This window comes from Gordonia sp. IEGM753, from assembly GCF_050321825.1.
Lineage (GTDB): Bacteria > Pseudomonadota > Gammaproteobacteria > Pseudomonadales > Pseudomonadaceae > Aquipseudomonas.
The window spans coordinates 1-17,806 of the sequence record NZ_JBNQGB010000003.1; the positions used below are offsets into that span (position 1 = coordinate 1).

21 protein-coding genes are annotated in these 17,806 nt (G+C 56.9%); 15 read left to right on the top strand and 6 right to left on the bottom strand.

The window, feature by feature from the left end; translation table 11 throughout:
• Positions 1-265, top strand: a 265-nt coding sequence (locus tag ACQR3R_RS16905) for a hypothetical protein (RefSeq protein WP_428273442.1), incomplete at its 5' end; no start/stop codon positions are given.
• Positions 266-381: 116 nt separating this feature from the next.
• On the opposite strand, the gene ACQR3R_RS16910 is transcribed toward ACQR3R_RS16905, so the two are convergent.
• Together ACQR3R_RS16910 and ACQR3R_RS16915 are read right to left on the bottom strand one after the other, a co-directional pair.
• Positions 382-1,602, bottom strand: a complete 1,221-nt coding sequence (locus ACQR3R_RS16910) for a CoA transferase (protein WP_428273444.1) — start codon at positions 1,600-1,602, stop codon at positions 382-384.
• A 13-nt stretch (positions 1,603-1,615) separates the two neighbouring features.
• Positions 1,616-2,797 carry an acyl-CoA dehydrogenase family protein gene (locus ACQR3R_RS16915; RefSeq protein WP_428273446.1) on the bottom strand — a complete coding sequence of 394 codons (1,182 nt, stop codon included), beginning with the start codon at positions 2,795-2,797 and terminating at the stop codon, positions 1,616-1,618.
• Positions 2,798-2,954: 157 nt separating this feature from the next.
• Between ACQR3R_RS16915 and ACQR3R_RS16920 the strand changes: the two genes are divergently transcribed.
• From ACQR3R_RS16920 to ACQR3R_RS16970, 11 genes are all read left to right on the top strand, one after another.
• A complete protein-coding gene (locus ACQR3R_RS16920) occupies positions 2,955-3,854 on the top strand; it encodes a LysR substrate-binding domain-containing protein (RefSeq protein WP_428273448.1) in 900 nt (299 codons plus the stop codon).
• 435 nt (positions 3,855-4,289) lie between these two features.
• Positions 4,290-5,411, top strand: a complete 1,122-nt coding sequence (locus ACQR3R_RS16925; RefSeq protein WP_428273450.1) for a Re/Si-specific NAD(P)(+) transhydrogenase subunit alpha — start codon at positions 4,290-4,292, stop codon at positions 5,409-5,411.
• 15 nt (positions 5,412-5,426) lie between these two features.
• The gene (locus tag ACQR3R_RS16930; RefSeq protein ID WP_003187417.1) at positions 5,427-5,747 is read left to right on the top strand and encodes an NAD(P) transhydrogenase subunit alpha part 2; all 321 of its coding nucleotides are present in this window, start codon (positions 5,427-5,429) and stop codon (positions 5,745-5,747) included.
• Positions 5,747-7,180 (top strand): NAD(P)(+) transhydrogenase (Re/Si-specific) subunit beta, encoded by a 1,434-nt coding sequence (locus ACQR3R_RS16935; RefSeq protein WP_428273453.1) that lies wholly within the window; start codon positions 5,747-5,749, stop codon positions 7,178-7,180. Before ACQR3R_RS16930 ends, ACQR3R_RS16935 begins: the two co-directional genes overlap by 1 nt.
• A 180-nt stretch (positions 7,181-7,360) precedes the next feature.
• Positions 7,361-8,854, top strand: a complete 1,494-nt coding sequence (locus ACQR3R_RS16940) for a succinyl-CoA:acetate CoA-transferase ScpC (RefSeq protein WP_428273455.1) — start codon at positions 7,361-7,363, stop codon at positions 8,852-8,854.
• Positions 8,855-9,173: 319 nt separating this feature from the next.
• The gene (locus tag ACQR3R_RS16945; RefSeq protein WP_007902752.1) at positions 9,174-9,389 is read left to right on the top strand and encodes a DUF1127 domain-containing protein; all 216 of its coding nucleotides are present in this window, start codon (positions 9,174-9,176) and stop codon (positions 9,387-9,389) included.
• A gap of 258 nt (positions 9,390-9,647) precedes the next feature.
• Positions 9,648-9,857, top strand: coding sequence for a YjiS-like domain-containing protein (locus tag ACQR3R_RS16950; RefSeq protein WP_428273457.1), 210 nt, complete (start codon positions 9,648-9,650; stop codon positions 9,855-9,857).
• A gap of 136 nt (positions 9,858-9,993) precedes the next feature.
• Positions 9,994-10,311: a DUF2388 domain-containing protein gene (locus ACQR3R_RS16955; RefSeq protein ID WP_428273459.1), complete on the top strand. Its 318-nt coding sequence runs from the start codon at positions 9,994-9,996 to the stop codon at positions 10,309-10,311.
• A 114-nt stretch (positions 10,312-10,425) separates the two neighbouring features.
• A complete protein-coding gene (locus ACQR3R_RS16960; protein WP_428273461.1) occupies positions 10,426-10,743 on the top strand; it encodes a DUF2388 domain-containing protein in 318 nt (105 codons plus the stop codon).
• A gap of 29 nt (positions 10,744-10,772) precedes the next feature.
• Positions 10,773-11,093, top strand: coding sequence for a DUF2388 domain-containing protein (locus ACQR3R_RS16965; protein ID WP_428273463.1), 321 nt, complete (start codon positions 10,773-10,775; stop codon positions 11,091-11,093).
• Positions 11,090-13,051 carry a DUF7844 domain-containing protein gene (locus ACQR3R_RS16970; protein WP_428273465.1) on the top strand — a complete coding sequence of 654 codons (1,962 nt, stop codon included), beginning with the start codon at positions 11,090-11,092 and terminating at the stop codon, positions 13,049-13,051. Before ACQR3R_RS16965 ends, ACQR3R_RS16970 begins: the two co-directional genes overlap by 4 nt.
• Before the next feature lie 43 nt (positions 13,052-13,094).
• On the opposite strand, the gene ACQR3R_RS16975 is transcribed toward ACQR3R_RS16970, so the two are convergent.
• From ACQR3R_RS16975 to trpB, 3 genes are all read right to left on the bottom strand, one after another.
• Positions 13,095-13,556, bottom strand: coding sequence for an anti-virulence regulator CigR family protein (locus ACQR3R_RS16975; RefSeq protein ID WP_428273467.1), 462 nt, complete (start codon positions 13,554-13,556; stop codon positions 13,095-13,097).
• 121 nt (positions 13,557-13,677) lie between these two features.
• Entirely contained in the window at positions 13,678-14,490 is an 813-nt protein-coding gene (gene trpA / locus ACQR3R_RS16980; RefSeq protein WP_428273469.1) for a tryptophan synthase subunit alpha, read from the bottom strand.
• Positions 14,490-15,716 (bottom strand): tryptophan synthase subunit beta, encoded by a 1,227-nt coding sequence (gene trpB, locus ACQR3R_RS16985; protein ID WP_428273471.1) that lies wholly within the window; start codon positions 15,714-15,716, stop codon positions 14,490-14,492. The genes trpA and trpB overlap by 1 nt, the downstream gene beginning before the upstream one ends.
• A gap of 112 nt (positions 15,717-15,828) precedes the next feature.
• Between trpB and ACQR3R_RS16990 the strand changes: the two genes are divergently transcribed.
• Positions 15,829-16,722 carry a LysR substrate-binding domain-containing protein gene (locus ACQR3R_RS16990; RefSeq protein WP_428273473.1) on the top strand — a complete coding sequence of 298 codons (894 nt, stop codon included), beginning with the start codon at positions 15,829-15,831 and terminating at the stop codon, positions 16,720-16,722.
• Here ACQR3R_RS16990 and ACQR3R_RS16995 read toward each other — a convergent pair.
• The gene (locus ACQR3R_RS16995; RefSeq protein WP_428273475.1) at positions 16,719-17,042 is read right to left on the bottom strand and encodes a DUF883 family protein; all 324 of its coding nucleotides are present in this window, start codon (positions 17,040-17,042) and stop codon (positions 16,719-16,721) included. The two genes, ACQR3R_RS16990 and ACQR3R_RS16995, sit on opposite strands and share 4 nt — an antisense overlap.
• A 154-nt stretch (positions 17,043-17,196) precedes the next feature.
• Here ACQR3R_RS16995 and ACQR3R_RS17000 point away from each other — a divergent pair, with 154 nt between their 5' ends.
• Both ACQR3R_RS17000 and ACQR3R_RS17005 read left to right on the top strand, forming a co-directional pair.
• Complete coding sequence (locus ACQR3R_RS17000) at positions 17,197-17,412, top strand: dodecin (RefSeq protein ID WP_428273477.1); 216 nt, start codon at positions 17,197-17,199, stop codon at positions 17,410-17,412.
• 126 nt (positions 17,413-17,538) lie between these two features.
• Entirely contained in the window at positions 17,539-17,760 is a 222-nt protein-coding gene (locus tag ACQR3R_RS17005) for a DUF1161 domain-containing protein (RefSeq protein ID WP_428273479.1), read from the top strand.
• Positions 17,761-17,806: the final 46 nt, after the last annotated feature.

Below are 17,806 nucleotides of genomic sequence, written 5' to 3' on the forward strand. Positions count from 1 at the left end.
GCATTCTACAGCAGCCTCTGTTGCTGTCAAGTGGTTATTTTCAGAAGTTTTCGAAGGTTTCTTCAACAACTTCAACCACTTGCGCTTTCGATCTCTCGTCAGCGGGAGGCGAATTCTACAGCGTTACTCGCTGCTGTCAACACCTCTTTTTCAACTCCCTTTCGGCTTCGATGACCTGAAGCAACTCACTGCCGAAAACTGCGTAACTCATTGTTTACCAAGGAGTTTTCCGTTTCGACTGCGCCGGAAGTGGGGCGAATTATAGACGTCCAGGATTTCCCGTCAACACCTAATTACGCTTTTCTTTCAATAACTTGCGCAACGTCGGAAACGAACCCGTTTCGCCCCTCTATGTTTCGCCCCTCTATATAGAAGAAACCCTCAGAGCACTCCCGCATCCTTGAACGCTGCCACCGCGCTTGCCTCCAGACCCAGCACCCGCTGCAGAACCTCCAACGTATGCTCACCTAGCAAGGGAGGCGCATTGCGGTATTCGACCGGCGTTTCCGACAGCCGTATTGGACTCGCTACCTGGGGCACCCTTCCAGCCAATACGTGCGGCAACTCGATCGCCAACCCACGCGACTTGACCTGAGGATCGGCAAACACTTGGGCCAGGTCATTAATCGGCCCGCAAGGCACGCCAGCCTGTTCCAACTGCACAACCCACTCAGCTGTGGTCTTGAACACGGTGGCCTGGCGGATCAGCGGAATCAGCAACACCCTGTTCGCCACGCGCAGCTTGTTGGTTGCAAAGCGTGGGTCATCTGCCCACTGCGGCTGGCCAGCCACCTCCGCAAATTTGCGGAACTGCCCATCATTTCCCACGGTAAGGATGAAATCACCATCCGCCGTTGGAAAGTCCTGATAAGGCACGATGTTCGGATGAGCATTCCCCAGGCGCTTAGGCGCATTGCCTGTGGTCAGGTAGTTCATCGCCTGATTGGCCAGGCAAGCCACCTGCACATCCAGCAGCGCCATATCTATATGCTGACCGCCACCTTCATTATTGCGGTGCGCAAGCGCCGCTAGAATCGCTACCGTTGAATAAAGCCCCGTCAGAATATCTGTCAGCGCCACGCCGACTTTCACCGGCCCGGCACCCTCATCTCCCTCCGGGCGGCCAGTCAGACTCATCAAGCCGCCCAACCCCTGAATCATGAAGTCATAGCCCGCACGCTTGGCGTACGGCCCGGTCTGACCGAAACCGGTGATTGAGCAATAGATCAGATTCGGATTGAGTGCCTTCAACGACGCATAGTCCAACCCATAAGCGGCCAAGCCGCCCACCTTGAAATTCTCGATCAAGATGTCCGACTTGGCAGCCAATTCACGCACCAGCTGCTGGCCTTCCGGGCGCGTGAAATCGATGGTGACGGATTGCTTGTTGCGATTAGCAGACAAGTAATACGCCGCTTCGCTGGTGTTCTCGCCATAAGCGTCTTTCAGAAAAGGAGGCCCCCAGGCGCGCGTGTCATCACCATTGCCCGGGCGCTCTACCTTGATCACTTCAGCGCCAAGGTCCGCGAGAATTTGCCCGGCCCAAGGCCCGGCGAGCACCCGCGATAAATCCAGTACCCGTAAATGCGAAAGCGCGCCCATGGCCGTTCTCCTATTAATAGAACGCTTGAATGCCGGTCTGCGCGCGACCAAGGATCAGCGCATGGACGTCATGTGTACCTTCATAGGTATTCACCACTTCAAGGTTGACCAAGTGGCGGGCAACGCCGAACTCGTCGGAAATACCGTTACCACCCAACATGTCACGCGCCATACGAGCGATGTCCAGAGACTTGCCACAGGAGTTGCGCTTCATCATCGAGGTAATCTCGACTGCCGCCGTGCCTTCATCTTTCATACGGCCCAGGCGCAGGCACCCTTGCAGCGCCATGGTGATTTCGGTCTGCATGTCGGCCAGTTTTTTCTGGATCAACTGAGTGGCGGCCAATGGGCGACCGAACTGCTGGCGATCGAGCGTGTACTGGCGTGCGGTGTGCCAGCAGAACTCGGCGGCACCCAGCGCACCCCAGGAAATGCCGTAACGTGCAGAATTAAGGCAGGTAAAAGGGCCTTTCAAACCACGGACGTCCGGGAAGATGTTCTCTTCAGGAACGAACACGTTGTCCATGACGATTTCACCGGTGATGGATGCACGCAGGCCAACCTTGCCATGGATTGCAGGAGCGCTCAGGCCCTTCCAACCCTTCTCCAGAACGAAGCCGCGAATGTCACCCGCATCGTCTTTGCCCCAAACCACAAACACATCGGCAATCGGACTGTTGGTGATCCACATCTTGCTGCCGGTCAGGCTATAACCGCCCTCGACCTTACGTGCACGAGTGATCATCGCGCCCGGATCGGAACCATGGTTAGGCTCGGTCAGGCCGAAGCAACCGATCCACTCGCCGGTCGCCAGTTTTGGCAGGTATTTTTGCTTCTGGGCTTCAGTACCAAATTCGTTGATGGGCACCATTACCAGCGAAGACTGAACACTCATCATCGATCGATAGCCCGAGTCGACCCGCTCAACCTCACGAGCAATCAGACCGTAGCTGACGTAATTCAAACCACTACCGCCGTACTGCTCGGGAATGGTCGCGCCCAACAGACCTACTTCTCCCATTTCGCGGAAGATTGCCGGGTCAGTCTTTTCATGTCGGAAAGCTTCGAGCACACGCGGCGCCAGCTTCTGCTGAGCAAATTGCTCAGCAGTGTCGCGAATCATGCGCTCTTCTTCGGTGAGCTGTTGATCCAGCAGCAGCGGATCGATCCAGTTGAAGCTAGCTTTACCGGCCATGAATAAGTCCTCTCGAATCGGGTCAAATAACGTGGACTGATCCTAGGCCGGGTGATGCGTCACCGCAAACGAGGATTTTGCATACTGTTGTGATAATTTCTCACTCCGAAACGTCGCAAAACCACCTTTTTACGATGTATTAGTGAGGTTGGAGTACATGCGCAGGAAGATACCCAGCACCACCGCCCTGATCAGCTTTGAAGCGGCCGCACGTCATGAGAGTTTTACCAAAGCCGCGCAGGAGCTTTCGCTGACTCAAGGGGCGATTTGCCGGCAGATTGCCAGCCTGGAAGAGTTCCTCAGCGTGGAGTTGTTTCGACGTTCACGACGCGGGGTCAAACTGACGGAGGCCGGCCTGTCTTACAGCCGCCGAGTCGCTACGCAACTGGATGCTGTCGAACGAGACACCTTGTCGATCATGGGCCAGCAAGGTGCCAACGTCATCGAACTTGCTGTGGTCCCCACTTTTGGTACTCAGTGGCTGCTGCCCAGACTGAAGGACTTTCAGCAGAAGCATCCCGAAGTGACAGTCAACCTGACCAACCGCACGCGGCCCTTTCTGTTCGCCGACACCCACTTCGACGCGGCTATTTATTTCGGCGACGCGGATTGGTCCGGTACTGAATCCCACAGGCTGATGGGCGAAAATCCGATGCCGGTGTGCAGTCCCAACCTACTGCAAAGAGAGACTCGACTAAGCGCCGATAGAATTGCCGAATTGCCGCTGCTGCAGCAAACCACGCGACCCTATGCCTGGCGACAGTGGTTCAACTCGCAGGGCTTGAATATCCCTCGCGACATGACAGGTCCAAGGTACGAGCTATTCTCCATGCTTGCTCAAGCGGCGATGCACGACATGGGTGTCGCACTGATTCCGCCATTCCTTATTCAACGTGAATTGGCCGAGAAGCGGCTGGTGATTGCGAACACTCAGGCGTTATCCAGTATCAAGGCTTATTACTTGATGATTCCCGAGCGAAAAGTCGAATCGGCGTCTTTGAAGGCTTTCCGCGATTGGCTGATGGGGCAAGCGCACAGCTACAGCCTTGAAGAATAAAGGCTCGCGGAGTTTACTGACCTCGTAGTCAGAAAATCAAAAGCCCTACAGATATAACTATTTGTCGCATTTAAACAGACTGTACTCATAGACGGTACAAACGTCCCACAAGCGCCGGATGGCGTGGCGTTGAGCCTCTAGTTCCGTCGCTATGGACGGCCATTCACCCAGCCGATGAATAAATTCTTTAAATTCGGATAAACCGCTTACAAGCCACGTTATATAAGGGATTTAACTGTTTGGTTGCGACATTCGGTCACGGGGTGACTTGTAGTTAATTTTCCGTCACGCATCATAATCCCTTGAAGGCCACAAAGTTCGCCTGCAAAATGCCGCGCCCCGCCCTGATTTGGCGGGATCGTGCTGATCGGCCGCCCCAGCTGCACCATCCGTAGTGCATGGGTTTACTCAATAAGATCACGCAGGAGATTTGACGTGCACATTGGTGTTCCTCTCGAAACCCAGACGGGTGAAACGCGGGTTGCTGCAACCCCGGAAACCATCAAGAAGCTGATCGGCCAAGGTCATAAAGTCACTGTACAAACCGGCGCCGGCGTTACTGCCAGTGTTGTCGACAGTGCTTATGAAGCGGCAGGCGCAACGATTGGCAGCGCCAACGATGCGTTTGGTGCAGAACTGATTCTCAAGGTGGTCGCGCCCAGCGACAACGAACTGGCGCTGATAAAGAGCGGCACCGTTGTGGTGGGAATGCTCAATCCGTTCAGCAATGAAACCATCGCCAAGATGGCCGAGTGCGGCATTACCGCGTTCGCGCTGGAGGCCGCACCGCGGACTTCTCGCGCCCAGAGCCTGGATGTGCTGTCGTCGCAAGCCAACATCGCCGGTTATAAAGCCGTGTTGTTGGCCGCCCATCACTACCCACGCTTCATGCCGATGCTGATGACCGCTGCAGGCACCGTGAAAGCGGCGCGCGTGTTGATCCTCGGCGCTGGCGTGGCCGGTTTGCAGGCAATTGCTACGGCGAAACGTCTGGGTGCGGTGATCGAAGCGTCTGATGTACGCCCCGCGGTAAAAGAGCAAATCGAATCGCTCGGCGCCAAGTTCGTCGACGTGCCCTACGAGACTGACGAGGAGCGTGAATGCGCCGTCGGTGTCGGCGGCTACGCACGCCCAATGCCGGCGAGCTGGATGCAGCGTCAGGCGGTGGCCGTGCACGAGCGCGCCAAACTGGCCGACATCGTCATCACCACCGCACTGATTCCCGGCCGCAAGGCGCCGACGCTGTTGAGCGCCGAAACCGTGGCCCAGATGAAGCCCGGCTCGGTGGTCATCGACCTGGCCGCGGCTCAGGGCGGCAACTGTCCGCTGACCGTGGCCGATCAGGTGGTTGTCGAAAATGGCGTAACCATTTGCGGCCCAACCAACCTGGCGGGCGCAGTCGCGGCAGACGCTTCGGCGTTGTATGCACGCAACCTGCTGGACTTCCTGAAACTGGTCTTCAACAAGGAAGGCCAGTTCGAGATCAACCTCGAAGACGACATCGTCGCCGCGTGCCTGATGTGCCGCGACGGCCAAGTCATCCGCAAAAACGCCTAAGCAGGGATTCAGACGATGGAAGAGCTTATCTCCCCCGGTATCTACAACCTGATCATCTTCGTGCTGGCGATTTATGTCGGTTACCACGTGGTCTGGAACGTTACACCTGCACTGCACACACCATTGATGGCTGTCACCAACGCCATCTCGGCGATCGTGATCGTCGGCGCCATGCTGGCAGCGGCGTTGACCGTAACGCCGCTGGGCAAAACCATGGGCACCCTGGCCGTAGCCCTGGCGGCGGTCAACGTATTCGGTGGCTTCCTGGTCACCCGCAGGATGCTTGAGATGTTCAAGAAAAAAGCCCCGAAAGTAAAAGAAGAGGCGCCCAAGTAATGAGCATGAACCTTGTCACGACGCTCTACCTGATCGCGTCGATCTGCTTTATCCAGGCGCTTAAAGGCCTGTCACACCCGACGACTTCCCGACGCGGCAACCTGTTCGGCATGCTCGGCATGGGTCTGGCCATTCTCACCACCGTTGGCCTCATCTATAAGCTGGGCGCTGAGCTGGCGACGGCGGGCATCGGCTACGTCATCGTCGGCCTGTTGGTTGGCGGCACTGCCGGCTCGATCATGGCCAAACGCGTTGAAATGACCAAGATGCCGGAACTGGTTGCCTTCATGCACAGCATGATTGGTCTGGCCGCGGTGTTCATTGCTATCGCCGCCGTCGTCGAGCCGCAGTCGCTGGGCATCGTCAAGCAACTGGGTGATTCGATTCCTGCCGGCAACCGTTTGGAGCTGTTCCTGGGCGCCGCCATCGGTGCGATCACCTTCTCGGGTTCGGTGATTGCGTTCGGCAAGTTGTCTGGCAAGTACAAGTTCCGCCTGTTTCAAGGCGCACCGGTACAGTTCGGCGGCCAGCACAAACTGAATCTGGTGCTGGGCCTGGCGACATTGGCACTCGGCATTGCTTTCATGCTCACTGGCAACCTCAGTGCCTTCGCGCTGATGTTGGCCTTGGCCTTCGTGCTGGGTGTGCTGATCATCATCCCGATTGGCGGCGCCGACATGCCGGTAGTGGTGTCGATGCTCAACAGCTATTCGGGATGGGCGGCGGCCGGTATCGGCTTCTCGTTGAACAACTCGATGCTGATCATTGCCGGTTCGCTGGTGGGTTCGAGCGGCGCGATCCTCTCGTACATCATGTGCAAGGCGATGAACCGCTCCTTCTTTAATGTACTGCTGGGCGGTTTCGGCAATACGGCCGACGCGGGTCCTGCCGGCGCCAAGGAAGCACGCCCGGTCAAATCCGGTTCGGCTGATGACGCAACCTTCCTGCTGACCAACGCCGACACCGTGATCATCGTGCCAGGCTACGGCTTGGCGGTAGCGCGGGCGCAGCACGCATTGAAAGAACTGACCGAGAAACTGACCCATCGCGGCGTCACCGTGAAGTACGCGATTCACCCGGTTGCCGGCCGGATGCCGGGCCACATGAACGTGTTGCTGGCCGAGGCCGAAGTGCCTTACGACCAGGTGTTCGAGATGGAAGACATCAACTCCGAATTCGGCCAGGCCGATGTGGTGTTGGTGCTCGGCGCGAACGACGTGGTCAACCCGGCGGCGAAGAACGATCCGAAGTCGCCAATTGCCGGCATGCCGATTCTTGAGGCGTTCAAAGCCAAGACCATCATCGTCAACAAGCGCTCGATGGCCAGCGGCTATGCCGGTCTGGACAACGAACTGTTCTACCTCGATAAAACCATGATGGTGTTCGGCGACGCTAAAAAGGTCATCGAAGATATGGTTAAAGCCGTCGAGTAAAACCTGCTCCAACGCAATACCCAAAACCTCAGCCTTTAGTAGGCTGGGGTTTTTTTATTCCTCATGAAACCCGACCAAAGGCTCTAAATCAGTCGTCTGCATTCGACCATGGTAGCGGGAGGAATTTTCTTGAAATCACTAGACTGCACACCTTGCTTCCGTTGCCCGAGATAACAATCCATGTACCGTGATCGTATTCGTTTGCCTTCGTTGTTGGATAAGGTGATGAGCGCCGCTGACGCTGCTGCTCTGATTGAGGACGGCATGACCGTCGGCATGAGCGGCTTCACCCGCGCCGGCGAAGCCAAAGCCGTGCCCCACGCACTGGCCGAGCGCGCCAAAATCACACCTCTGAAAATCACTTTGATGACCGGCGCGAGCCTGGGCAACGACCTCGATAAACAGCTGACCGAAGCCGGCGTATTGTCTCGGCGCATGCCATTCCAGGTCGATAGCACGTTGCGCAAGGCAATCAACGCCGGCGAAGTGATGTTCATCGACCAGCACTTGTCGGAAACCGTGGAGCAACTGCGCAACCAGCAGCTCAAACTGCCTGACATCGCGGTGATTGAAGCCGTGGCCATCACCGAACAAGGCCATATCGTGCCGACGACCTCCGTCGGCAACTCGGCAAGCTTCGCCATTTTTGCCAAACATGTGATCGTCGAGATCAACCTTGCGCACAACCCGAATCTGGAGGGTTTGCATGACATCTATATACCGACGTACCGTCCGACGCGCACGCCGATCCCTCTGGTAAAAGTCGACGATCGTATTGGCAGCACTGCCATCCCGATTCCACCGGAAAAAATCGTGGCGATTGTCATCACCAATCAGCCGGACTCTGCATCCACCGTACTGCCACCAGACGTCGATACCCAAGCCATCGCTGATCATCTGATTGATTTTTTCAAAGAAGAAGTCGCCGCTGGCCGTATGACCAACAAGCTCGGTCCGTTGCAGGCCGGTATTGGCACTATCGCCAATTCGGTAATGTGCGGCCTGATCGATTCGCCGTTTGAAGACCTGACCATGTATTCCGAAGTCCTGCAGGACTCGACGTTCGATCTGATCGACGCCGGCAAACTGAGCTTTGCCTCGGGCAGCTCGATCACCTTGTCGAGCCGGCGCAATGCCGATGTCTTCGGCAATCTCGAACGCTATAAAGACAAACTGGTGCTGCGTCCCCAGGAAATCTCCAACCACCCGGAAGTGGTTCGGCGCCTGGGTATCATTGGTATCAACACCGCCCTGGAGTTCGACTTGTACGGCAACGTCAACTCCACCCATGTCTGCGGTACGCGGATGATGAACGGCATTGGCGGCTCCGGGGATTTCGCGCGCAACGCGCACCTGGCGATTTTTGTGACCAAGTCGATCGCCAAGGGCGGCGCAATCTCCAGCGTGGTGCCGATGGTCAGTCACGTTGACCATACCGAACATGACGTCGACATCCTCGTTACCGAAGTCGGCCTCGCGGATTTACGCGGCCTGGCACCCCGCGAGCGGGCCCGAGTGATCATCGACAACTGTGTGCATCCGGATTATCGCCAAGCGCTGAATGACTACTTTACCGCGGCCAGTGCACTGGGCGGCCATACCCCGCATATCCTGCGCGAGGCCCTGAGCTGGCACATGAACCTGGAAGAAACCGGGCGCATGCTGGCGGTGTAAAAGGTACAGATAGCGGCTGACGCAAACACAGTTTCGTCAGCCGGCTATTGCAACGCCCTAACCTTGCAAAAACTGTACTGCTGTACTGGTGTTTTTTCAGCCTAAACACCTCAACTTCCCCTCTCAAAACCTATAATTGCTCTATATTGGTGCAGACAGGTACAGTTGCCTCAATTTAGACCAGTACACCCTCTATTAACAGTTAACTGGTCCCTCACAATACAAGTGAACTGTATCTAGAGAGACTGGCCAAACGAGAGGATCATTGGCATCAGTTAAACCACTACCTAATCCCGCCACAAGCGGAAGGATGTCAACCATGGAACGTACACTCAGTTCCGAACTGTTCTTCGAAGATACCGCTGCAAAAACCCAGGCTTCGATGCCTCTTCGCGTTATCGCCAACCTGATGTTGTGGCAGCGCCGCATCTCCAGCCGCCATCAATTGGCTCGTCTGGATTCGCGTTTGCTGGCAGATGCCGGGATTAGCGAAGCACAACGCTACGAAGAGCTGAGCAAGCCGTTCTGGCGCTAAGTAGCGTCGCTGGCTCTGACCTGTAGGGTCCACCGCCAGCAACCCGAATTGAACAAACAAAACCCGTCGTGGGAAACCACGGCGGGTTTTGTCGTTATGAGACCACCGAAAGCACATATACAGTAGGGCCAGCGAAACACAGGTACAGTTTTATTTATTGGCTAACTGAACCAGTACAATTAAGCACTGGTGTGTCTGTCGTGGGCAGTACGGGGGGATCAGTATTGATGAACAACCTGCCCGCAAAAGGACCGCGCCATGAAACACTTACTGGATGTTCTCAATACAAGCGCCCCCGAAAAAACCCGTTCGCGCTTGCCTGTGAGATTGATCAGAGGGATTTTCGCCAGCCTGGAGCGATCCAGGACCCGGCGTTTGTTGGGCCAACTCAACGATCAGCAGTTATCAGACCTTGGCCTTAGCCACTCGGATCGCCTAAATGAAATGGATAAACCCTTTTGGCGCTGAAGGGCATCGGTAACAGACGGGACTGTTCGAATCGATGCGTGCAAGCCTAATATCGAATCAGAAAGTGGCGAGCCATGAACCACAGGCGTCTGATCCAACAGACACTGCGCCACCTCTCATTCAATAGGAGTACACCATGTCCCGCCTTCGTCTGCTCAGCGCTGCAGCCCTGCTCGCCGTGGCTGCAAATTCCCACGCCACCAGTTTCATTGTGACCACCGATGCAGTCGTCGGCGCCCTGAAAGCGACCTCCGACGCCACCTCCAACGTGACCTCCTCCTTTCGCGATGACAAGATCGTACTGGCTGCCCGAGATGACGCGGCCAGTTTCGTGGCCAGCGAAGGCACGATCCGTGGCGTAAAACTGGAAAGCGCGCTGGACCATATCCGCCATCAAGCGCCGCAATTGAACGCAACCGATGCACAACTGGCACAAGCCATTCTGACGCTCTAAACAGCACAAGCAGTGACGAAACGGGGGCACGCCTGTCGTGTCCCAATGTTTCACGACTGGCTCTGGGACAAGCGTTGCGCTAGCCTTGGGACTCGTTTTCACCTAATGAGTCTCATGCGTTTTCTTTCAAAACTATTGTTCACACCGTTGTTGATAGCCACCTGTTGGTCGAGCGCTGCGCAGGCTTTCGACGCGTTCAACCTGTCCACGCAAGGCGTTGTGATGAGCGGTTACGCGACAAGCATGGTGACCTCTGCGCCCTTCGACAATAAACTGCTCATCGCCGCTCAGGATGATGCCGCGGCGTTCATCGCCAGTGACGGCCAACTGCGAGGAGCGCAACTGGAATCGGCCCTGATTTATCTGCGCCGGACCCAGCCAAAACTTCATGCCAGCGATCTTGAACTGGCACAGGCAATTCTCGTCCAATAGTTATCCCCTTGTTCCTCCGGAGTCGTTCCATGCGTAGCCCGCTGATTGCTGCCGCCCTTGGCCTGTTGTTATTGGCCGACGTGGCCCAGGCACACACCCTGGTAGCCACCAGTAACATCATCGTTCGCGCCTCCCAGCGCACCATCGATTTTACTTCCGATACCACAACCTCCATTCGTGACTCGAAAATCGTCCGTGAAGCCCATGACGATGCGGCCAGCTTCGTCGCCAGCGATGGTGATATTCGTGGTGCCCACCTGGAAGCAGCCTTCGACACCTTGCGCACGCGGGTGCCGGAAGCTCGCGACGCCAGTGATCAGGTGCTCGCTGAAGCTATCCTCGCACTGTGAGGTCGCTCAGTGCCTGGCTGTTGGCCGGGGCCGTTTTGCTGTTGGGCAACACGGCTCACGCCAGCCTGCAATTACGGCTCATTACCGACGGTTTGAGCCCTGCGCAACAGCAGGCCAGCCAGGCACTGCTCGATGAAGCCATGCAATCGTTGCCGCCACGCTTCATCGAGAAGCTCGACCGGCGCATCGACGTCGGCTGGACCGATAAAATGCCCAGCAACGCTTATGGCCAAGCGTCGCTGGTGTCCGAACTCGACCTGAATCGCAACCTGCTCGACAGCCTTACCGATGGCAGCGCCGCAACTAAAAAGACCAATCGCCCGCACGGCACCGTTCGCCAGGAAATGCTCGCCACGGTCCTGCACGAACTCACCCATATTTATGATCGCTCGCGCTTGTGGCCCGACGCCGAGCGCAAACTGATTCAACGTTGCACCCAGCGCAACAGCAGCTCGGGACTGGTAGGCATTCCCGATCAATGTCGCGGTCAGAATGATCGACGTTTTACCCTCAGCGACGACCCACGCTTGCTGGATCTTGCCGGATGGCAGCAATACGTCGGCCGCCGCGGAGAGCGTGAGCAGCACAACCGCCAGATAGCCCGCAGCCCAGATATTTACGAAACCAGCAGTCCCAAAGAGTTTGTCGCGGTCAACATGGAGTACTTCCTCCTCGACCCAAGCTACGCCTGCCGACGTCCAGCGCTGTATCGCTATTACAAAGAGCACTTTGGCTGGGCGCCGCCAGCAAAATACACGTGCGCCAAAACCTTCGCCTTCCTCAATGCCGGCAACGACTTCGCCAAGCAACCTCTGGGGCAGGTCGATCCAGAACGCGTTTACGCTGTCGATTATTTGCTCGCCGAGGCTAACCAGAACTGGGTCAGCCGTTGGGGCCACAGCATGTTGCGCCTGGTGATCTGTGCACCCGGTCGGCCACGCGGGCCGGACTGCCGACTGGATCTCGACCAACATCTGGTGTTGTCGTATCGCGCGTTTGTTGGCGATGTACAGCTTTCCAGCTGGGACGGACTGGTGGGCAAATACCCGTCGCGCCTGTTTGTACTGCCGTTGTCCCAAGTCATCGACGAGTACACCAAAACCGAGCTGCGCAGCCTCGCCTCCGTGCCGTTGAACCTGTCCCGCACCGAGATCGAAGACGTCGTGGAACACGCGGCCGAAATGCACTGGAGCTACGACGGCAGTTACTTTTTCCTGTCCAACAATTGCGCGGTCGAAGGCCTGAAATTGCTTCGTAGCGGCACCAACAATGCGCAACTGGTTGGCCTGGACAGCATCATGCCCAACGGTTTGCTGGAAGTGCTCAAGGGACGGGGACTTGCCGATACCAGCGTACTCGATGACCCCCGCGAAGCGCTGCGCCTGGGTTATCGCTTCGACTCTTTCCGCGATCGCTATCAAGCCATGTTCGAGGTGCTGAAAAAGCATTTGCCGATCAAGCAGAAAACGGTCGAAGAATGGCTATCACTGAAAGCCGAAGAGCGGCGGCAATGGTTCGACCAGGCAGACCTGCGTACCAGCGCGGCCTTGTTGCTGCTCGAGCAGGCAGCCTTCCGTCAACAGTTGCTGCTGGCCCAGGACGAGGTAAAACAACGTTATCTGGGTGCCCGTGAATTGAAGAACGGCGGCATGGACAAAGCCAATGCGACTTTGCAGCAGATTCTGGCCAACAGCGGTTTCCTCAGTCGTCCAGCCGAGTTGCTCGATACCGGCGGTTATGGATTGCCGCAGCCCAACGAGTGGCAGCATCTGGAGTCGCAAAGCAGCCTGAGGCAGAAACAGCTACAGGCACTGACCGGCAATCTGGACAAGGAAGTTCGCGCATTGCTGGAACCAAGCCGTGCCGCCGAGATGGCGGCCAACGAAGCGAACCTGAAGCAGGTGGGTGAACATTTGCGCAAGTTGCACAAAGCGGCGGGCGGACTGGAACTCCCATAAAAAAGGCTTCGCGACCCGGTCGCGAAGCCTTTATCCAGCGTTTTTAATTCAGTACACCATCAAGAATTTCATAAACGATCCCTGTTCCCACGGCGATCAGCACTATGTCGCCACCCGCACGGCGCCATTCATAACCTTGGTAATACGGAAGGTGTGACAGCGCGCGGTTATCCAGGCGCTCGCCGTAATAGCCGTGAGGCAACGGCCGGCCACGCTCCAGATGAATGCCTGGAGGCGGTGGAGCACCGCGTACAAAGTAACCATGGTTGTCATGAATGTTCTGGCGGACCGGGCCAAAATCATGCGGCGGCGGCCCACCACGATGATTATCCTGCGGACCACGATGGTCGTTTCCTTGGTTACCGTTGCCGTGATTATCGTACTGCCCTTGTTGCGGGCCGCCGTGGTCGTGATCGTCGCGCTGATCGGCGCTGGCGTGCAGCAACGGCGTGGCACTGAGCATCAGTACACCCAGGCTGGCTATCAGACGTTTCGGCATTTTCATCAAATCTTTCCTCACTGCACTTACAGCAAAAAGGGCTTCAGAACGCAGTCCTGAAGCCCCGGGTCTTGCTATTTAGTGTGTGCCGCGAGGCGCTAATTCCTCTGTATCAGGAACTTTACCTTCAGCTGACTCGCGCTTTACGCACGCCATCTGCCAACGCCGCACAAAGGCTAAGAACACCATCAATGGCTTGATCCGGCGTCGATGCATTGGCGATGTGATCGATCAATGCCGAGCCCACTACCACGCCGTCCGCCAGCCGCGCGATAGCAGCAGCTTGCTCGGGCGTGCGAATGCCAAAACCAATGCTGATCGGCAGGTCGGTATGACGGCGCAGACGGGCGACGGCTTCCTCGACGTGCTCCAGAGTTGCCGCGCCAGCACCGGTCACACCCGCAACCGATACGTAATAGACAAAACCGGAGCTGCCGTTCAGCACGGTCGGGAGGCGTACGTCATCAGTGGTCGGAGTGGTCAGGCGAATAAAGTCCAGCCCCGCCGCTTGTGCCGGATCGCACAACTCGCCGTTGTGCTCCGGAGGCATGTCGACCACGATCAAACCGTCAACGCCAGCGTCTTTGGCATCGGCGATGAAACGTGGCACGCCGTACATGTGAATCGGGTTGAAGTAACCCATCAGCACCAACGGCGTATCGCTGTTACCTTGGCGAAACTCGCGAACCATCTGCAGGGTTTTCGTCAGGTTCTGCTTGGCGCCCAATGCACGGATGTTAGCCAACTGAATGGCCGGCCCATCAGCCATCGGATCGGTAAAAGGCATACCCAACTCGATCACATCGGCGCCTGCACCGGGCAAGCCTTTCAGGATCGCCAATGAGGTGTCATAGCTTGGATCACCCGCAGTGACGAAGGTCACCAGAGCGGCGCGATTTTGTTCCTTGAGTTCGGCAAAGCGAGTTTGCAGGCGGCTCATCAGTGTTTCTCCTGCTGGGACTGTTCCATATGGTGCATCACGGTTTGCATGTCTTTGTCGCCACGGCCAGACAGGTTCACCACCATCAGGTGATCTTTCGGCAGGCTCGGTGCACGCTTGAACACTTCGGCCAAGGCATGGGCGGTTTCCAGCGCAGGGATAATCCCTTCGAGGCGGCAGCATTTGTGGAACGCCTCAAGGGCTTCGTCGTCCGTCACCGAGGTGTATTGAACGCGGCCGATGTCATGCAACCAGGCGTGCTCCGGGCCGATACCTGGATAGTCGAGGCCGGCGGAAATCGAATGTGCGTCGATGATCTGGCCATCGTCGTCCTGCAGCAAAAAGGTGCGGTTACCGTGCAGCACACCCGGCACACCGCCGTTCAGGCTGGCCGCGTGTTTACCGGTTTCGATGCCGTAGCCGGCTGCTTCAACGCCGATGATCTCGACGCTTTTGTCATCCAGGAACGGGTGGAACAAGCCCATGGCGTTGGAGCCGCCACCGATGCACGCCACCAGGCTGTCAGGAAGACGCCCTTCCTGCGCTTGCATCTGGTCGCGGGTTTCCTTGCCGATCACGGCCTGGAAGTCACGAACCATGGCCGGATACGGATGTGGACCGGCAACGGTGCCGATCAGATAGAAGGTGCTGTCGACGTTGGTCACCCAGTCGCGCAACGCTTCGTTCATTGCGTCTTTCAAGGTGCCGGTACCGGCCACGACCGGAATCACTTCAGCCCCCAACAACTTCATGCGAAACACGTTGGCTTGCTGACGCTCGATGTCGGTGGTGCCCATGTAGATCACGCAATCAAGACCAAAACGTGCCGCCACGGTCGCCGTCGCCACGCCGTGCATGCCAGCGCCGGTCTCGGCGATGATGCGTTTCTTGCCCATGCGCCGCGCCAACAGAATCTGGCCGATACAGTTATTGATCTTGTGCGCGCCCGTGTGGTTCAGCTCTTCACGCTTGAGGTAAATCTTGGCGCCACCGCAGTACTCGGTCAGACGCTCAGCGTAATAAAGAGGGCTTGGACGGCCGACATAGTCGCGCTGGAAGTAAGCCAGTTCTTCTTTGAATGCGGGGTCTTCCTTGGCCAGTTCGTACTCACGCGCCAGGTCGAGCACCAGTGGCATCAGGGTTTCAGCTACGTAGCGGCCGCCGAAGGAGCCAAACAAGCCGTTGGCATCGGGGCCGGTACGCAAATTAGTCTGGGTCTGGGTCATGGGTCGCTCCAGTTGAATGCTTGGGATGACAATGAGGCTAACTTTACCCCTGACGCCACGCGCTGAAAACCGATAAGATCGCCGCAACCTGTCAGGAAAACTCACAGATATCATGAGCCATGATCTTCCACCGCTGAATGCCCTTCGCGCCTTCGAAGCAACCGCCCGCCTGAACAGTGTCAGCCAGGCAGCGGAGCAGCTGCACGTTACCCACGGTGCAGTCAGCCGACAACTGAAGGTGCTCGAAGAACACCTCGGCGTGAGTTTGTTCATCAAGGATGGCCGAGGCCTTAAACTCACAGATGCAGGCACTCGATTACGCGATGTCAGTGCCGAGGCGTTTGAACGCTTGCGCACCGTTTGCGCCGAGTTGACTCAGAGCACTGCCGACGCTCCCTTCGTGCTCGGTTGTTCAGGTAGCCTGCTGGCGCGCTGGTTTATTCCGCGCTTGGGTCGGCTGAACGCGGAGCTGCCAGATCTGCGCCTGCATTTGTCTGCGGGCGAAGGTGATCTTGACCCCAGACGACCGGGCTTGGACGCGCTACTGGTATTTGCCGAGCCACCGTGGCCGTCGGATATGCAAGTTTATGAACTGGCCAGCGAACGCATTGGCCCCGTGATGAGCCCCCGATTTGCAGGTTTCCAAAAACTGGCGCAGGCACCGGCCAGCGCCTTGCTGACGGAGCCGCTGCTGCACACCACTTCGCGTCCGCAGGCGTGGCCGAGCTGGGCACAACAAACCGGCCTCGACGCCAAGGCGTTGAAGTACGGGCAGGGTTTTGAACACTTGTATTATCTGCTGGAGGCGGCGGTGGCCGGGCTGGGCGTGGCAATTGCGCCGGAGCCACTGGTGGCAGAAGACTTGAAGGCGGGCAGGCTGGTTGCGCCTTGGGGGTTTCGAGAAACCCCGGCGCAACTCGCGTTATGGCTACCCAAGCGCGCCGCGGACGGGCGCGCTCGACAGCTGGCGCAATGGCTCAAAAATGAGCTGCACCCAGCGGCTTAGTCGCGTTTGCACAACAGATACGCCGCCAGCAGGCCCAGCGCACCGACTGCCACACCCGCTGTCGTCCAAGGGTGTTCCTGAGCGTAGTCCCGAGTGGCAATCCCGGTTTCGCGGGTTTTGACTTTGACTTCTTCATACGCGTCGCTGAGCAAATGACGTGAATGCTTCAGCGCATTCTCAGCATTGCTTTTCAACACTTTGAGGGTCTTGCGCGACTCGTCCGAGGCGTCGTCCTTCAAGCTTTCCAACGATTTCAACAAACTCTCGATCTCGGCTTCCATGCTTTGCAATGAGGCTTTACGTAAAGAGGTATTGGCCATGGTGGCTCTCCTTCATTGGTTGAGTTGCGTGTGTTCTTTGGGACTTCAGCCGTTTAAGAAAGTGCAGTAAATCTGAACTTCTGCCTGCGAATTGCCGACAGAAGTAATACGAAAAATCACTGCTAGGCTGTATTTCATACCCAAGGAGAAAGCCATGACTGATCACCACACCTACAAGAAAGTCGAGCTGGTTGGCTCGTCCGCCACCAGCATTGAAGACGCCATCAACAATGCGATTGCCGAGGCCAACAAAAGCATCAAGCACCTCGAATGGTTTGAAGTGACCGAAACTCGCGGACACATCAAGGATGGAAAAGCCGCTCATTTTCAAGTGACTTTAAAGGTAGGATTCCGGATTGCCAGCAGCTGAGTTTGAGCTAGTCTTCTGAACTTGCGCGCTGGCCGAGTGCCATATGGAATGGCAAAGCGCTACATAAGTGCATCCGGCCGAGGGCTGACTGGGTGCTCCTTTTGATCCGACCAGGGAATGCGACCGATGAAGAAGATTATTTTGGCAGTAGGTTTGTTGAGCCTTGCGGGTACAGCGTTTGCTGCCGGCAAGCCATGCGAAGAGCTGAAAGCTGACATTGCAGCGAAGCTGGATGCCAAAGGCGTTTCGGGTTATTCACTTGAAATCGCCGATAAAGGCGCTGCTGCTGACGGGAAAGTTGTCGGCACCTGTGAAGGTGGTACCAAGGAAATCGTCTACAAGCGATAGGCTGATTCCGCTAAAAATGAAAAGCCGACGCAAATGCGTCGGCTTT

Coding starts and splice junctions, on each gene's coding strand:
- ACQR3R_RS16955 (WP_428273459.1), top strand. CDS start 9,994: ATGTCCCGCCTTCGTCTGCTCAGCGCTGCAGCCCTGCTCGCCGTGGCT.
- ACQR3R_RS17000 (WP_428273477.1), top strand. CDS start 17,197: ATGACTGATCACCACACCTACAAGAAAGTCGAGCTGGTTGGCTCGTCC.
- ACQR3R_RS16910 (WP_428273444.1), bottom strand. CDS start 1,602: ATGGGCGCGCTTTCGCATTTACGGGTACTGGATTTATCGCGGGTGCTC.
- ACQR3R_RS16920 (WP_428273448.1), top strand. CDS start 2,955: ATGCGCAGGAAGATACCCAGCACCACCGCCCTGATCAGCTTTGAAGCG.
- trpB (WP_428273471.1), bottom strand. CDS start 15,716: ATGACCCAGACCCAGACTAATTTGCGTACCGGCCCCGATGCCAACGGC.
- ACQR3R_RS16950 (WP_428273457.1), top strand. CDS start 9,648: ATGAAACACTTACTGGATGTTCTCAATACAAGCGCCCCCGAAAAAACC.
- ACQR3R_RS16995 (WP_428273475.1), bottom strand. CDS start 17,042: ATGGCCAATACCTCTTTACGTAAAGCCTCATTGCAAAGCATGGAAGCC.
- ACQR3R_RS16930 (WP_003187417.1), top strand. CDS start 5,427: ATGGAAGAGCTTATCTCCCCCGGTATCTACAACCTGATCATCTTCGTG.
- trpA (WP_428273469.1), bottom strand. CDS start 14,490: ATGAGCCGCCTGCAAACTCGCTTTGCCGAACTCAAGGAACAAAATCGC.
- ACQR3R_RS16965 (WP_428273463.1), top strand. CDS start 10,773: ATGCGTAGCCCGCTGATTGCTGCCGCCCTTGGCCTGTTGTTATTGGCC.
- ACQR3R_RS17005 (WP_428273479.1), top strand. CDS start 17,539: ATGAAGAAGATTATTTTGGCAGTAGGTTTGTTGAGCCTTGCGGGTACA.
- ACQR3R_RS16960 (WP_428273461.1), top strand. CDS start 10,426: ATGCGTTTTCTTTCAAAACTATTGTTCACACCGTTGTTGATAGCCACC.
- ACQR3R_RS16935 (WP_428273453.1), top strand. CDS start 5,747: ATGAGCATGAACCTTGTCACGACGCTCTACCTGATCGCGTCGATCTGC.
- ACQR3R_RS16990 (WP_428273473.1), top strand. CDS start 15,829: ATGAGCCATGATCTTCCACCGCTGAATGCCCTTCGCGCCTTCGAAGCA.
- ACQR3R_RS16915 (WP_428273446.1), bottom strand. CDS start 2,797: ATGGCCGGTAAAGCTAGCTTCAACTGGATCGATCCGCTGCTGCTGGAT.
- ACQR3R_RS16975 (WP_428273467.1), bottom strand. CDS start 13,556: ATGAAAATGCCGAAACGTCTGATAGCCAGCCTGGGTGTACTGATGCTC.
- ACQR3R_RS16945 (WP_007902752.1), top strand. CDS start 9,174: ATGGAACGTACACTCAGTTCCGAACTGTTCTTCGAAGATACCGCTGCA.
- ACQR3R_RS16940 (WP_428273455.1), top strand. CDS start 7,361: ATGTACCGTGATCGTATTCGTTTGCCTTCGTTGTTGGATAAGGTGATG.